The following is a 15,839-nucleotide window of genomic DNA, read 5'->3' on the forward strand; positions in this document are numbered from 1 at the left end:
GGTAGGCTCGACCGCATGGAGCATCAGGTGTTCGTTCCGGTACCGGCAGACAGCCTCCGCGCCGTGCTGCGCGACCCCGTCCGGGTGGCCCGGTGCGTGCCGGGGCTCCAGCAGGACGCCGACACCGAGTCCGGACCCCTCTCCGGCCGGCTGAAGATCCGGGTCGGCGGGAACACCGTGACCTACCGGGGCGCGCTGGCCGTCACCGAGCGGGACCCGGACCACTTCGCCGTCGCCGGCGAGGGCACGGAGGTCCGGGGCAGCGGGACCGTGAAGCTCGCCCTCGCGCTGCGGCTCACCCCGGAGGGGGACCACCGGACCCGGCTCGACTTCACGGCCGGGGCCACCGCCGACGGGCGCGCCGCCGGATTCACCGCCGGGGCCACCGCCACCGCCGTGCAGCGGCTGCTGGAGCGGGCCGCCGAGCAGCTCGCCGAGGCGGCCCGGGGCGAGGCCGCCGGCCCCGAGGTGAACGATCCGGTGGCCGACGCCGAGGAGGCCGAGGGCGACGGGTCCGCCGGGTCCGACGACGATGCCACCGAGGTCACCGCCTCCGTGTTCGAGGCCGAGGTGCCGCCGCCGTCCCTGGACCCCTTCCTGGCCGGCGGGTTCGAGGAACTCGACGACCTCGGTGATCTCCCGCGGCCCCCGGCCGAGGCCGCCCACGCCCGCCGCACCATGATCGGCCGCAGCGCGGAGGAGGTGGACCACGCGCCCCCGCGCGGCCGGTACGCCCCCGTCCCCGCGCCCGCCGCCACCACGGCCGGCGACAACCTGCGCTGGCTCGCCCCCGCCGCCGCCCTCGCCCTGGCCTCGGCGGTCGTCATCGGCCGCGCCCTGCGCCGCCGCCGCTGAGCCCAGTCCCATTACGCTCGACCGCATGAGTACGCAACTGAGCGCCGGCGGCGCCGAGCTGACCATCGACCAGGAGAACGGCTGCCGGATCAGCAGTCTGCGTGTCGACGGGATCGAGCTGCTGCGCCAGGGCCCGCACTTCGGGGCCTTCCCGATGGTCCCCTGGTGCGGCCGGACCGCGGAGGGGCGGTTCCGTGACGGTGGGGTCGTCCACCAGCTCCCCGTCAACCACCCCCCGCACGCCATCCACGGCCTCGGCCGCGACACCGCCTGGCGCCGGGGCCGGCTCACGGACACCGAGGCGGCGTTCTTCTTCGACCTCGCCGACCCGTGGCCGTGGCCCGGCCGGGTCACGCAGACCTTCGAGCTGACCGCCGACGGGCTGACGCTCGGCGTGGGCGTCGAGACGTACGGCGACTCCTTCCCGGCCCAGGCCGGCTGGCACCCCTGGTTCCGCCGCAACCTCGGCACCGGCGAGGACGTACGGCTCGACTTCGAGGCCGAGTGGCAGGAGGAGCGCGGCGACGACCACCTCCCCACCGGCCACCGCACCGCCCCGAAGCCCGGCCCCTGGGACGACTGCTTCGGCATGCCGAACGGCGTCGACGTCACCCTCACCTGGCCCGGCGCGCTGGAGCTCAAGGTCACCAGCCGTGACGAATGGGTGGTCGTCTACGACGAGGAGGCCGAGGCCGTCTGCGTCGAACCGCAGTCCGGCCCGCCGAACGGGCTGAACACCCACCCGCGCCTGGTCACCCCCGTCGACCCGCTGGAGATCTCCACCACGTGGACCTGGCGGCGGCTCTCGTAGAGCCGAATTAAGCTCATGGGCATGAGTGACGTACGCGATGCGCTTCTGCAGCAGATCAAGGACAAGGCCGTCGTGCACGGCAAGGTGATCCTCTCCTCCGGCCGGGAGGCCGACTACTACATCGACCTCCGCCGGATCACCCTCGACGGCGAGGCGGCCCCGCTGGTCGGGCAGGTCATGCTCGACCTCACCGCCGACCTCGACTTCGACTGCGTCGGCGGTCTGACCCTGGGCGCCGACCCGGTCGCGACCTCGATGCTGCACGCCTCCGCCGCGCGCGGTCAGCGCCTGGACGCCTTCGTCGTCCGCAAGGCGCAGAAGGCCCACGGCATGCAGCGCCGCATCGAGGGCACCGACGTGAAGGGCAAGCGCTGCCTGGTCGTCGAGGACACCTCCACCACCGGCGGGTCCCCGCTGACCGCCGTCGAGGCGGTCCGTGAGGCCGGCGGCGAGGTCGTGGCCGTCGCCACGATCGTCGACCGCGGTGCGGCCGGCGCCATCGCCGAGGCGGGGCTCCCGTACCTCACCGGCTACCGCCTCGAGGACCTCGGCCTCTCCTAGGCACAGCTCCACAACTCGGGGCGAAGGTCCTGAGAACTCCCTGATCAGGCCCTGACCTGCTCCTTTTCGGGTCGCCGGGATGTTTCACGTGAAACATCCCGGCGGGTTCCGGCCGCAGTGGCCGACGGCCGGGGTGGAGTGTCGCGCGGAGTCTGGAAAGATAGGCGCGACGATGACGTCGCCCCCAGGTCAGGGCCCGCAATAAGCACACTCCCCGCACATCCAAGGAGCGGACAGATGCCCATCGCAACCCCCGAGGTCTACAACGAGATGCTCGACCGGGCGAAGGCAGGCAAGTTCGCCTACCCGGCCATCAACGTGACCTCCTCCCAGACCCTGCACGCTGCGCTGCGCGGCTTCGCGGAGGCCGAGAGCGACGGCATCATCCAGATCTCCACCGGTGGTGCGGAGTTCCTGGGTGGCCAGCACAACAAGGACATGGTCACCGGCGCGGTCGCCCTGGCCGAGTTCGCGCACATCGTCGCGGCGAAGTACGACATCACGGTCGCGCTGCACACGGACCACTGCCCCAAGGACAAGCTGGACGGCTACGTACGTCCGCTCCTGGAGGTCTCCGCCGAGCGCGTGGCCCGCGGTCTGAACCCGCTCTTCCAGTCGCACATGTGGGACGGCTCCGCCGAGACCCTGGCCGACAACCTGGCCATCGGCCAGGAGCTGCTCGCCAAGGCCGCTGCCGCGAAGATCATCCTCGAGGTCGAGATCACCCCGACCGGCGGCGAGGAGGACGGCGTCAGCCACGAGATCAACGACGAGCTGTACACCACCGTCGACGACGCGATCCGCACCGCCGAGGCCCTGGGCCTGGGCGAGAAGGGCCGCTACCTGCTGGCCGCCTCCTTCGGCAACGTCCACGGCGTCTACAAGCCGGGCAACGTGGTCCTGCGTCCCGAGCTCCTCAAGGACCTCCAGGCGGGCGTCGCCGAGAAGTACGGCAAGGCCTCGCCGTTCGACTTCGTCTTCCACGGCGGCTCGGGCTCCTCGGCCGAGGAGATCGCCACCGCGCTGGAGAACGGCGTCGTGAAGATGAACCTCGACACCGACACCCAGTACGCCTTCACCCGCCCCGTCGTGGACCACATGTTCACCAACTACGCGGGTGTACTGAAGGTCGACGGCGAGGTCGGCACCAAGTCCAAGTACGACCCCCGCACCTGGGGCAAGGCCGCCGAGGCCGGCATGGCCGCGCGCGTCACCGAGGCCTGCGCGAACCTGCGTTCCACGGGCACCAAGCTGAAGTAGGCGCCCGCGCGCTTACGTTCGCGCGGTGACGTTCACGCGCGTTCCTCCGAAGGGCCCGTCCCGCCGTCCCACGACGGCGGGGCGGGCCCTTCGGCCGTCGCCCTCCGGCAGTCGCGCCCCGCGATACCCCAGACTGGGGGCATGTCCATTCACCAGAACCTGCTCGGGGGCCCCGCCCCCACCCACCTCCCCGACGAGCCCGGCCGTGAGGCCCTGGCGTCCGGCACCCCCGCCGTCGAGGTGGCGGCCGCGCACCCCACCTCCTCGCTCGCCTGGGCGACCCTCGCCGACGAGGCCTTCGCCGCCGGCCGGACGGTCGAGTCGTACGCGTACGCCCGTACGGGCTACCACCGCGGCCTCGACGCCCTGCGCCGCGCCGGCTGGAAGGGCCACGGCCCCGTGCCGTGGGAGCACGAGCCGAACCGCGGCTTCCTCCGCGCCCTGAACGCCCTGGCCCGCGCCGCCGAGGCGATCGGCGAGAAGGAGGAGTACGAGCGCTGCTCGACCTTCCTGCGCGACTCCTCGCAGACGGCGGCGGACGCACTGCAGGCCTGAGGCCCGCCCGGCGGGGAGTGTGACCTGCGACACTCCCCGCTAGAGCCCCGGCGCGACGGCGTCCTATGATGCGAGCAGGGGACCGGGGCTCCACTTGCCTCACGGAAGGAGCGGACCGCTACCCGGAAGCACGTGTCGAGGAGACAGCGATGTCGAACACCCTTGATGCCTCCGGAGCCGGTTCGGACACCCCGAACCTCGACTTCGATGGCACGACCCCCTACGAGGACTACGTCCAGGCGGACGTCCTCACCCACCTCCAGCACCTCCGCTCGGACGACCCGGGCGAGATGGTCTTCCTGGTCACGACCCAGGTCATGGAGCTGTGGTTCACGGTCATAGTCCACGAGTGGGAAACCGCCGCGAAGGCTCTGCGCGAGGACCGCGTCCCGGTCGCGATGGACGCGCTGAAACGATCCCTCCGCGAACTCGAGGCCCTCAACGCCTCCTGGCGCCCGCTCGCCCAGCTCACTCCGGGCCAGTTCAACGCCTATCGCGCCGCGCTGGGCGAGGGCTCCGGTTTCCAGTCGGCGATGTACCGCCGGATGGAGTTCCTGCTCGGCGAGAAGTCCGCCTCCATGCTGGTCCCGCACCGCGGCGCCCCGCGCGTCCACGCGGAGCTGGAGAAGGCCCTGCACGAGCCCAGCCTCTACGACGAGGTCCTGCGCCTGCTGGCCCGCCGCGGCCTCCCGGTCCCGGCCGCGGTCCTGAACCGCGACCTCTCGCAGCGCTACGAGCCTTCGGCCGAGGTCGAGGCCGTCTGGACGGCCCTGTACGCCGCCCCGGACGAGCACCCGGACCTGCACCGCCTCGGTGAGGTCCTCACGGACGTCGCCGAACTGGTCTGGCGCTGGCGCAACGACCACCTGGTGGCGACCCGCCGCGCGATGGGCGCGAAGACGGGCACGGGCGGCTCGGCGGGCGTGACCTGGCTGGAGAAGCGCGCCACGAAGAACGTCTTCCCGGAGCTCTGGACGGCGCGCAGCCATGTCTGAGCCGATGCGGACACCTGATCTCCAGGCCCGCGCCACGGCCCTGGACACCGCCGACGAGCTGGCCAAGCTCCGCGACCGGTTCACCCTCCCCGAGGGTGTCGTCTACCTGGACGGGAACAGCCTCGGCGCGCTCCCGGCCGCCGTCGCGCAGACCACCGCCGACGTCGTCCAGCGCCAGTGGGGCGAGCTCCTCATCCGTTCCTGGGACGAGAGCAACTGGTGGACCGCCCCCGAGCGGATCGGCGACAAGCTCGCCCCGCTCATCGGCGCGGCCCCCGGCCAGGTGGTCGTCGGCGACTCCACCAGCGTCAACCTGTTCAAGGCCCTGGTCGGCGCAGCCCGCCTGGCCGAGCCGGGCCGGACCCGGATGCTGGTCGACGCCGCCACCTTCCCCACCGACGGCTACATCGCCGCGTCGGCGGCCAGGATGACCGGCCTCGAGGTGGTCCCGGTGGACCCGTCCGCCGCCGCGCAGGCGATCGGCGAGGACACCGCCGTGGTCCTGCTCAACCACGTCGACTACCGCTCCGGCCGGCTCCACGACCTTCCGGCGTTGACGGCGGCCGCCCGCGCCGCCGGCGCGGTCACGGTCTGGGACCTGTGCCACTCCGCCGGCGCCCTCCCCGTCGGCCTCGACGCGCACGCCGTCGACCTCGCGGTCGGCTGCACGTACAAGTACCTCAACGGCGGCCCCGGCGCCCCGGCGTACCTCTACATCGCCGACCGCCACCAGGCCGCCTTCGACTCCCCGCTCCCCGGGTGGAACGGCCACGCCGATCCCTTCGCCATGACGCCGGACTTCACCCCGGCCGACGGCGTGCGGCGCGGCCGTGTCGGCACCCCGGACATCCTGTCCATGCTGGCACTGGAGGCGGCGCTCGACGTCTGGGACGGCGTGTCCGTCGAGGCCGTGCGCGCCAAGTCCCTCGCCCTGACCGACTTCTTCCTCGAATGCGTGGCGGCGTACGTCCCGCAGGGCCGGGTCGAGTCGGTCACCCCGGCCGAGCACGCGCACCGCGGCAGCCAGGTCTCGCTGCGCACCGAGAACGCCCGTGAGGTCATGGGCGAGCTCATCGCGCGCGGCGTCATCGGGGACTTCCGGGCCCCCGACGTCCTGCGCTTCGGCTTCACCCCGCTCTACGTCGGATTCGCCGACGCGGAGCGTGCGGCCCGGACACTGGGTCACATTTTCGGGTGACCCCGTAGCGAAACGTCACATCACCGGGCGGGCGGGGCTACGGCTCCGCCCGCTCCGGCACATCCCGGGCCCGGCACGGAACGGCTCGTTCCAGACTGATACGGTCCCGCTCTGCCGGACCACCGGAACATCTGTCCCCGCTGTCCCACGCGTTACCGAGAGGTTGAGCCGATGACGGACCCCGCCGCAGTGGAACGGGACGCCGCCGAGGCCGCCTCGGCCTTCTCCCATCCGGCGGTCGCGCCGGACGCGACCGCCGCGTACGGGGAACACCCCGACCAGGTCGTCGACTTCTACGCCCCGCGCGGCGCGGGCGAGGGCCCGGTTCCGCTGGTCGCCCTGCTGCACGGCGGTGCGTGGCGGGCCCCGTACGACCGTCAGCACGTGACCCCGTTCGCCGACTTCCTGGCCCGGCAGGGTTTCGCGGTCGCCAACATCGAGTACCGGCGCGGCCGTTCCCTGCCGCAGCAGGGGGCGGAGGGCCCGGTCGCGGGGCGCTGGCCGGAGACCTTCGACGACGTCGCCGCCGCGCTGGACGCCCTCCCGGGCCTCGCCGCGGCCGCCCTGCCGCAGGCCGACGTCCGCCGCCTGGTCCTCACCGGCCACTCGGCCGGCGGCCACCTCGCGCTGTGGGGCGCGGCCCGGCACGTGCTGCCGTACGACTCCCCGTGGCGGCTGCCTTCCCCGCCGCTGCTGCGCGGCGTGGTGGCGCTGGCCCCGATCGCGGACTTCGCGGTGGCGGAGGAACTGGGCGTGTGCGGTGGCGCGAGCGCGCAGCTGCTGGGCGGCCCGGAGCACTTCGCGCCCCGGCTGCCGTTCGCCGACCCGGCGTCCCTGCTCCCGACGGGCATCGCGACTGCGGTGGTCCAGGGCCGCGAGGACATCGTGGTACCGCCCGCGGTGGCGGAGTCGTACGTGGCGGCCGCGGCGAAGGCGGGGGAGATGGTGGGCCTGACCCTGCTGGACGGGGTCGGTCACTTTCCGCTGATCGACCCGGCGGCGGACGCGTGCGCGGTGGTGGCCGAGGAGATCTCGCAGCTGGCCTGGTAGGGCCCGGCCGCGCGGAGCAGTACGGACTGGGCCGACCGATAATCGGTTCAGGTCGGGACAGAGCCGGGCCAATTCCCTCGCCCGGCCCGATCCCCCGGTGATCCCACCCCCGCTGCTATGTAGGCTGTGCGCGAGCTCCACGCTGAGCGCGTTCAAAAGCTAAAAAACGGGGGGTTCGGTGCGCAATCGCCGACTCGCAATGTCCGCTGCCGCCGTCGTGGCGGCAAGCATCGGTTTCATACCCGGCGCGGCTCAGGCCGCTGATCCGGTCAAGCCCGCCGCGCAGGCGGCGGGAGCACCCGCCGCCGACCCGGCAGAGGGTGCCGCGGCCGGGACCTTCACCAGCACCGCCACCGGCAGCAGTGCGCAGCTGAGTGTCTTCCTGAGCGCCCGGATGTCGTCGGCGTACGGCTTCGAGCTGACGACCTCGCTCAACAGGGGTACCCCGCCGCTGGACACCACCGTCGACTGGGGTGACGGGACCACGGAGACGATCGTCGCCTCCGGTTCTTCGGAGACGCGGACCAAGCACACCTACAAGCAGCTCGGCGAGTACACGATCAAGGCCACTGCCGTCGATCCGGTACTCGGGACGCAGGGCACCACGGAGGTCCGGGTCAAGACCCTGGGCTCGGAGTTCACCCCGTACGGCCCCACCCGACTGCTGGACACCCGCAGCGGCACGGGCGCCGTCAAGGGCAAGGCCGAGGCGTACTCCTCGACCCGTCTGAAGGTCGCGGGGAACGGCGGCATCCCCACCGGGGTCACCGCCGTCGCCCTCAACGTGACCGCCACCAACACCACCAGCGGCGGGCACGTCAGCGTCTTCGCCTCCGGTACCACGCGGCCGACCGCGTCGAACATCAACTTCGAGGCCGGGCAGACCGTCCCGAACCTGGTGATCGCGAAGGTCGGCGCAGACGGCTACGTCGAGCTGTACAACGGCGGCTGGGAGCCGGTCGATCTGATCGCGGACGTCACCGGCTACTTCGTCCAGAAGGAAGCCGGCGGGTACGCCCCGCAGGCGCCGTCCCGGGTCGTCGACACCCGCTACGGGACCGGCACGCAGCGCGGTCCGGTCGCCGGCCAGGGGTCCTTCACCGTCAAGGTGGCCGAACCGGGCGCCACCGCCGTCGCGCTGAATGTGACGGTCACCAACCCGCAGGAGGCCGGTCACCTGACCGTCCACCCGGCCGGGCAGGCGGCGCCGACCACGTCCAACGTGAACTTCACCGCCGGGCAGACGGTCGCCAACTCGGTGATCGTGCCGGTCGGCAAGGACGGCGAGATCACCGTCCGCAACGGCGCCTGGGCCCCGTCCGACGTCATCGTGGAGCTGGTCGGCACGTACAGCACCGCGAGCAACGGTGCCTACGTGGCGGTCACGCCCGTCCGGCAGATCGACACGCGCGAGAGCTGGTCCAAGGGGCCGTGGCCCACGCGCGGGTACCTCTGGCAGGCCTTCTCGCTGGAGCAGGAGGCCTGGGTGCTGAACACCACGGTCACCAACACGCACGGCGCGGGCTTCCTCTCGGTCGCACCGGACCCCAACGCCAGCATCGACTACTACGACAAGACCGCCGTCACCCCGGAACGTCCGGTGTCCTCCACCCTGAACTGGACGGCGGGCAAGACCGTCGCCAACCTGGTTCAGGCGAGCGCCGGTGACAACGGCATCGTCGACTTCTGGAACCAGGGCTGGGACCGCGCCGACCTGGTCGTCGACATCTTCGGCTACTACGACAACTCGTAGCCGAGCAGTGCTTTGAGGCGTCCCGGGACCGGCCAGTCGGCCCGTCGGCCGTTCCCGGGACGCCGTATCCCTCAATCCGCACGCACGTGAAAAGAAATGGGGTTCGGTGCGCAACCGCCGACTCGTCATGTCCGCTGCCGCCATCGTCGCGGCCGGCATCGGTTTCATACCCGCCACGGCCCAGGCCGCCGATCCGGTCAAGCCGGCCACGCACGGTGTGGCCGCCTCCGGCGTCGACCTGGACAAGGCCGCGGCGTCGAGCTTCAAGAAGTTCAGCAGCCCTGCCGACCGCTCGGTCCGCAAGAGCCTGCCGGGGGCCCAGAACAAGGCCGCCGCCACCGCCCAGGCCGAGGGTGCCGTCGCCGGCAACCCGGACCTGGCGATGGTCCTGAACGCCGGCAGCGACACCGCGCACGGTCTCGCCCTGTCCACCGAGATCATCAGCGCACCCGCGTTGCTCAGCATCACCATCGAGTGGGGCGACGGCAAGAAGGACACGACCACCGCCGGTGGGTCCACCACGCTGGAGAACCGGCACACGTACGCGGAGCTCGGCGAGTACACCGTCAAGGTCACCGTGACGGACACCGCGAACCAGGTCGAGGTCGTCAACACGCTCCCGATCCAGACCGCGGGCTCGGACTTCACCCCGTACGGGCCGACCCGTCTCCTGGACACCCGTAGCGGCATCGGTGCCACCAAGGGCAAGGTCCCCGCGCGCGGCACGGCCCGCCTGAAGGTCGGCGGCAACGGCGGCATCCCGAACGGCGTCACCGCCGTCGTCCTCAACGTGACCGTCACCAATGCCACCCAGGCCGGTCACGTCACCGTCTTCGGCTCGGGCCACGACCAGCCGACCACCTCGAACGTCAACTTCGAGGCCGGTCAGACCGTCCCGAACCTGGTCATCGTGCCGGTCGGCAAGGACGGCTACGTCGAGCTGTTCAACGGCGGCTGGGAGTCGATCGACCTGCTCGCCGACGTCACCGGCTACTTCACCCGGTCCGCGTCCAGCGGCTACACGTCGATGACGCCGGCCCGCTTCGTCGACTCCCGTACGGGCCTCGGCACGGCCAAGGGACAGGTCGCAGGCCAGGCGGTCTTCAGCACGCAGATCAGCGGCCTGCAGGGGGTGCCCCAGGGCGTCAGCGCCGTGGCGCTGAACGTGACGGTCACGAACCCGAAGGAGACCGGTCACCTGACCGTCTTCCCGAGCGGTCAGTCGGCGCCGTCCACGTCCAGCCTGAACTTCACCGCCGGCCAGACCATCGCCAACTCGGTGATCGTGCCGGTCGGCGCTGACGGGAAGATCAGCCTCCGCAACGGCGCCTGGGCCGGGGCCGACGTCATCGTCGACGTCGTCGGCTACTACAGCCTGGCGAGCAACGGCTCCTACATGCCGCTGGAGCCGGGCCGGATGCTCGACACCCGTGACCCCGAGAGCCCGATCTACGGGGCGCTGCCGGCCCGCCAGTACTACGCCCTGGAGATCTCCGGCGACGAGCCCGGCATCGCCGGCTACGTGCTGAACACCACGGTCACCAACACCCAGGGCGCCGGCTTCCTCTCGGTCGCCCCGGACGTGAACCGGATCGACGACTACAACAACGGCACCGCGGTCCCGGTCGCGCGGCCCGGAGCCTCGACCCTCAACTGGACGGCGGGCAAGACCGTCCCGAACCTGGTCCAGGCGAGCGCCGGCTCCGTCGGCGTCGTCGACTTCTGGAACCAGGGCTGGGAGCCCACGGACCTGATCGTCGACATCTTCGGCTACTACGAGACCAAGTAGCAGCACGCACCAGCGCCCCGGGACCGGCCGTCGAGGCCGGACCCGGGGCGCTGTTCTACCTCCGACACACATACGCACCTGAACAGAAAAATGGGGGGCCGGTGCGCAATCGCCGACTCGTAGTTTCCGCTGCCCTCGTGGCGGCGGGTATCGGTCTGATCCCGGGCATGGCCCAGGCAGCAGGTCCGGTGGCACCCGCAGGGCACGGCGTGGCCGCGTCCGCAGGGACTCTGGGCAAGGCCGGGGTGCAGGGCAAGGCTGAGCCGGTCCGCAGTGCCGCGGACCGTACGGTCGTCACGTCCCAGGCGGACGCGGCGGGCAACCCGGACCTCGCGATCGAGCTGCACGCCCACAACAACTCCGCGCACGAGATCCTGCTGGTCAACAACGTCAAGAGCGCGACTGCCGCGCTCGACGTCACCATCGCCTGGGGCGACGGGGCCACGGACACCTACGCCGCGTCCGGTGCCGACGTGCAGAGCAAGACCCACATGTACGCCGAGGTCGGCACGTACCCGGTCAAGGTCACGGTGAAGGACACGACGAACAACGTCACGGCCGTGAACGAGGTCAAGTTCGTCACGGCGGGCAGCGAGTTCACCGCGCACGCGCCCACCCGGCTGCTGGACACCCGCGAGGGCGTCGGAGCGGCGAAGGCCAAGGTCGGTGCGAAGGGCATGGTGGCCCTGAAGGTGGGCGGCAGCGCCAAGATCCCCGCCGACGTCGCCGCCGTGGCGCTCAACGTCACCGTCACCAATGCCACGGACGCGGGCCACATCGCGGTCCAGCCCGGCAAGGACTACCTCCCGCCCAAGACGTCCAACCTCAACTACGTCGCGGGCCAGACCGTCCCGAACATGGTGATCGTGCCGGTCGTCGACGGCTACGTACACATGGTCAACGGCGGCTGGGGGCCGGTCGATCTGATCGCTGACGTCACCGGCTACTTCACCCACTCCGCGGCCGACGGCTACGCCCCCCTGACCCCGGTCCGCGCCGTCGACACCCGCCAGGGCCTGGGCACGGCCAAGGGCCAGGTCGCCGGATACGGCACTTTCGGCGTCGAGATCGCCGGGCGCAACGGCGTCCCGAAGGGCGTCTCCGCCGTGGCGCTGAACCTGACGGCCACCAACCCGCAGGAGGCCGGTCACCTGACCGCCTACCCCAGCGGGCAGACGGCGCCGTCCACGTCCAGCGTGAACTTCTCCGCCGGCCAGACGGTCGCCAACTCGGTGATCGTGCCGGTCGGCGCTGACGGGAAGATCGCCATCCGCAACGGCAGTTGGAAGCCCGCGGACGTGGTGATCGACGTCGTCGGTTACTACAGCCCCGACAGCACTGCCGCCTTCCGGCCGGCGGACGAGCCGTTCCGGTTCATCGACACCCGCGAGGACGCCTGGTACCGCACCGCCGGGCCGGTGCCGGCGCGCGAGTACCTCCTCCTGCCGCTCATGGGCGATTCGACCGAGCCCGTCACGGCCTGGGTGGTGAACGCCACGGTCACCAACACGCGCGGTGCGGGCCACCTGTCGGTCGCTCCCGACCCGAACACGTGGACCGACTACCAGAAGGGCCTCCAGGTCAGGCCGGAGCGGCCGGGCTCCTCCTCGCTGAACTGGACGGCGGGTGCGACCGTCCCGAACCTGGTCCAGACGTCCGGGGGCAAGGGAGACGTCATCGACTTCTGGAACCAGGGCTGGGAGCCGGTCGACGTGATCGTCGACTGCCTCGGCTACTACGACACCAAGTAGAACCAACTTCCGAACCTGATCGAGCATCGACAGAAACAGGGGGGACCGGTGCGCAATCGCCGACTCGTAGTCTCCGCCGCCCTCGTGGCGGCGGGTTTTGGCCTGATCCCGGGCACCGCCCAGGCGACGGGTCCCGCTCCGGCGGGTCCCGCGCCCGCGGGCCACGGGAAGGCCGCTCCGGGCGTGGACCTGGACAAGGCCCGGGCTGCCGCCGCCCTGACCTTCGCGAGCCCTGCCGACCGTACGGTCCGTACGCTCCGTACGGCGCCGTCGGGCGGCCAGAACAAGGCCGCCGGGGCTGGGGCAGACGCAGGGGCGCAGGCACAGGCCGCCGAAGGGAATCCGGGCCTCGCCGTCGCACTGGCCGGATCGAGCCAGACCGCGCACGGACTCGACCTGGAGTCGACCCTCACGAGCGCCGAGGCCTCGCTCGACATCAGCATCGCCTGGGGCGACGGGACCGCGGACCGGGTCACCGCCTCCGGCTCGACCGTGCTGACCAACAGCCACAGCTACGCCGAGGTCGGCACCTACACCGTCACGGTCTCCGTGTGGGACGCGACGAACAAGGTCTCGGCCGTGAACAAGACCGAGATCGTCACGGCGGGCTCCGACTTCACGCCCCACGCCCCCACCCGGCTGCTGGACACCCGGGACGGGACCGGCGCGGCGAAGGCCAAGGTCGGGCCGTACGGAATGACCGCCTTGAAGATCGGCGGCGTCGGCAAGATCCCGGCCGGCGTCACCGCCGTGGCGATCAACGTCACGGTCACCAACGCCACCTCCGCCGGGTACGTCGCGGTCCAGCCAGGCAAGGACTTCTTCCCGCCCACCACGTCGAACGTGAACTACGTGGCCGGCCAGACCGTCCCGAACCTGGTGATCGTGCCGGTCCACGAGGGCTATGTGCACCTGGTCAACAGCGGTGCCGGATCGGTCGACCTGATCGCGGACGTCACCGGCTACTTCGGCCGGACGGAGTCCAGCGGCTACACCTCGCTGGCTCCGGTCCGTTTCGCCGACACGCGTGAGGGCCTCGGCACGATCAAGGGCCAGGTCCCCGGCTACGGGACGTTCGGACTGGACATCGCCGACCGCCGGGGCGTTCCGAAGGGCGCCACCGCGGTGGCCCTGAACATGACCGTCACCAACCCGAGGGACGCCGGGCACCTGACCGCCTTCCCGAGCGGGCAGGCGGCGCCGTCGACGTCCAGCGTGAACTTCTCGGCCGGTCAGACGGTCGCCAACTCGGTGATCGTGCCGATCGGGTCCGACGGCAGGATCAGCATCCGCAACGGCGGCTGGGCCCCGACCGACGTGGTGGTCGACGTCGTCGGCTACTACAGCCCCGACAGCAAGGCGGCCTTCATGCCGCTCGTCCCGAACCGGCTCCTCGACACCCGCAGGTGGGCCTACGGTCCGCTGCCGGCCCGCGGCTACGTTCCCCTGCCGATCTTCACCGGTTACCCCGGTATCGAGGGCTACGTGCTGAACGCCACGGTCACCACGACCCGCGGGGACGGCTTCCTGTCGGTCTCGCCGGACCCGAACACCTGGGACCTGTACGAGAACGGCACCGCGGGCCGGCCCGAGAGGCCCGTCTCGTCCACGCTCAACTGGACGGCGGGCTCGACCGTCCCGAACCTCGCCCAGGCGAGCGCGGGCAAGGGCAGCGTCATCGATTTCTGGAACCAGGGCTGGGACGACATCGACCTCGTCGTCGACATGTTCGGCTTCTACGAGAAGAACTGATCCACCGGCGGACACGGGGAAGGGGCGGCGGGCGCGGGTGCGCCTGCCGCCCCATCGGGGGTACTGCCTAGAGGAACGAGTTGATCTCGATCGTCTCGGTGCGGCCCGGGCCGACGCCGATCGCGGAGATCGGGGCGCCCGACATCTCTTCGAGGGCCTTGACGTACGCCTGGGCGTTCGCCGGAAGGTCCTCGAAGGTCTTCGCCTTGGTGATGTCCTCCGACCAGCCGGGGAGGTATTCGTAGATCGGCTTCGCGTGGTGGAAGTCCGTCTGCGAGTACGGGAGCTCCTCGACGCGCTTGCCGTCGATCTCGTACGCGACGCACACCGGGATCTGCTCCCAGCCGGTCAGCACGTCCAGCTTGGTCAGGAAGAAGTCGGTCAGACCGTTCACGCGGGTGGCGTAGCGCGCGATCGGCGCGTCGAACCAGCCGCAGCGGCGGTCACGGCCGGTGGTCACGCCGCGCTCGCCGCCGATGCGGCGCAGGTCCTCGCCGTCCTGGTCGAACAGCTCGGTCGGGAACGGGCCGGCGCCGACGCGGGTCGTGTACGCCTTCAGGATGCCGATCACGCGGCTGATCTTCGTCGGGCCGACACCCGTACCGGTGCAGGCGCCGCCCGCGGTCGGGTTCGAGGAGGTGACGAAGGGGTACGTGCCGTGGTCGACGTCGAGCAGGGTGCCCTGGCCGCCCTCGAAGAGCACGACCTTGTCCTGGTCCAGCGCGTTGTTGAGGATCAGGGTGGTGTCGGCGACGTAGCCCTTGATCTGGTCCGCGTACTGGAGCATCTCCTCTACGATCGCGCCGGCCTCGATCGCGCGGCGGTTGTAGAGCTTCGCGAGGAGCTGGTTCTTGCCCTCGAGGGCCGCTTCGACCTTCTGGGTGAGGATCGACTCGTCGTAGAGGTCCTGGACGCGGATGCCGATGCGGTTGATCTTGTCCGCGTAGGTCGGACCGATGCCGCGGCCGGTCGTACCGATCTTGCGCTTGCCGAGGAAGCGCTCGCCGACCTTGTCGAGGGTGACGTTGTACGGCGTGATCAGATGCGCGTTGCCGCTGATGAGCAGCTTGGAGGTGTCGATGCCGCGCTCGTTCAGGCCGCGCAGCTCGGAGAGCAGGACGGCCGGGTCGACGACGACACCGTTACCGATGACCGGGGTGCATCCGGGGGAGAGGATGCCGGAAGGGAGAAGGTGCAGTGCGTACTTCTGGTCGCCTACGACAACCGTGTGGCCGGCGTTGTTGCCACCCTGGTAGCGCACTACATAGTCAACGGATCCACCGAGCAGGTCGGTGGCCTTTCCCTTGCCCTCGTCACCCCACTGAGCTCCGAGCAGCACAAGAGCGGGCACAGGCGTACACCTCTTCCGGATGGGGCATGTCCAAGGTCAGGGGGCGTACGACGATGTACACCGCAGGCTGAGCCGTCGGACCGGTACCCCGGAATAGACGAAGGCCCTGGCGCAATAGCGCAAGGGCCTCTTGCACAAAGATGCTACCCGAGGAAGGA

Annotated in this window: 13 protein-coding genes; 12 read left to right on the forward strand and 1 reads right to left on the reverse strand. The window is 71.1% G+C overall.

All coding sequences use genetic code 11. From position 1 onward, the window contains the following. The first annotated feature begins 15 nt into the window (after positions 1 to 15). The 12 genes from OHA89_RS20030 (at position 16) to OHA89_RS20085 (ending at position 14,330) form a co-directional block, all read left to right on the forward strand. Positions 16 to 855: an SRPBCC domain-containing protein gene (locus OHA89_RS20030; RefSeq protein WP_406366759.1), complete on the forward strand. Its 840-nt coding sequence runs from the start codon at positions 16 to 18 to the stop codon at positions 853 to 855. Between the two features lie 25 nt (positions 856 to 880). Further along, positions 881 to 1,666, forward strand: a complete 786-nt coding sequence (locus tag OHA89_RS20035) for an aldose 1-epimerase (RefSeq protein ID WP_406366760.1) — start codon at positions 881 to 883, stop codon at positions 1,664 to 1,666. 21 nt (positions 1,667 to 1,687) lie between these two features. Next, positions 1,688 to 2,227 carry an orotate phosphoribosyltransferase gene (gene pyrE / locus OHA89_RS20040; protein WP_215143244.1) on the forward strand — a complete coding sequence of 180 codons (540 nt, stop codon included), beginning with the start codon at positions 1,688 to 1,690 and terminating at the stop codon, positions 2,225 to 2,227. Positions 2,228 to 2,464: 237 nt separating this feature from the next. Further along, positions 2,465 to 3,487 carry a class II fructose-bisphosphate aldolase gene (fbaA, locus tag OHA89_RS20045; RefSeq protein WP_215143246.1) on the forward strand — a complete coding sequence of 341 codons (1,023 nt, stop codon included), beginning with the start codon at positions 2,465 to 2,467 and terminating at the stop codon, positions 3,485 to 3,487. A gap of 141 nt (positions 3,488 to 3,628) precedes the next feature. Then, positions 3,629 to 4,042, forward strand: a complete 414-nt coding sequence (locus OHA89_RS20050; protein WP_215143248.1) for a DUF3151 domain-containing protein — start codon at positions 3,629 to 3,631, stop codon at positions 4,040 to 4,042. A gap of 149 nt (positions 4,043 to 4,191) precedes the next feature. Beyond that, positions 4,192 to 5,037: a tryptophan 2,3-dioxygenase family protein gene (locus OHA89_RS20055; protein WP_215143250.1), complete on the forward strand. Its 846-nt coding sequence runs from the start codon at positions 4,192 to 4,194 to the stop codon at positions 5,035 to 5,037. After that, a complete protein-coding gene (gene kynU, locus OHA89_RS20060) occupies positions 5,030 to 6,235 on the forward strand; it encodes a kynureninase (protein WP_406366762.1) in 1,206 nt (401 codons plus the stop codon). Before OHA89_RS20055 ends, kynU begins: the two co-directional genes overlap by 8 nt. Positions 6,236 to 6,406: 171 nt before the next feature. Next, positions 6,407 to 7,285: an alpha/beta hydrolase family protein gene (locus OHA89_RS20065; RefSeq protein ID WP_406366763.1), complete on the forward strand. Its 879-nt coding sequence runs from the start codon at positions 6,407 to 6,409 to the stop codon at positions 7,283 to 7,285. A 199-nt stretch (positions 7,286 to 7,484) separates the two neighbouring features. Next, positions 7,485 to 9,038 carry a PKD domain-containing protein gene (locus OHA89_RS20070; RefSeq protein ID WP_406366764.1) on the forward strand — a complete coding sequence of 518 codons (1,554 nt, stop codon included), beginning with the start codon at positions 7,485 to 7,487 and terminating at the stop codon, positions 9,036 to 9,038. A gap of 106 nt (positions 9,039 to 9,144) precedes the next feature. After that, a complete protein-coding gene (locus OHA89_RS20075; RefSeq protein ID WP_406366765.1) occupies positions 9,145 to 10,827 on the forward strand; it encodes a hypothetical protein in 1,683 nt (560 codons plus the stop codon). Positions 10,828 to 10,994: 167 nt separating this feature from the next. Continuing rightward, positions 10,995 to 12,578, forward strand: a complete 1,584-nt coding sequence (locus tag OHA89_RS20080) for a hypothetical protein (RefSeq protein ID WP_406366766.1) — start codon at positions 10,995 to 10,997, stop codon at positions 12,576 to 12,578. Between the two features lie 48 nt (positions 12,579 to 12,626). After that, positions 12,627 to 14,330, forward strand: coding sequence for a PKD domain-containing protein (locus OHA89_RS20085; protein WP_406366768.1), 1,704 nt, complete (start codon positions 12,627 to 12,629; stop codon positions 14,328 to 14,330). Positions 14,331 to 14,397: 67 nt separating this feature from the next. On the opposite strand, the gene OHA89_RS20090 is transcribed toward OHA89_RS20085, so the two are convergent. Next, positions 14,398 to 15,681, reverse strand: coding sequence for an adenylosuccinate synthase (locus tag OHA89_RS20090; protein ID WP_215143263.1), 1,284 nt, complete (start codon positions 15,679 to 15,681; stop codon positions 14,398 to 14,400). Between the last annotated feature and the right edge of the window lie 158 nt (positions 15,682 to 15,839).

The sequence above is a fragment of the Streptomyces sp. NBC_01546 genome (assembly GCF_045208355.1).
Classification (GTDB): Bacteria; Actinomycetota; Actinomycetes; order Streptomycetales; family Streptomycetaceae; genus Streptomyces.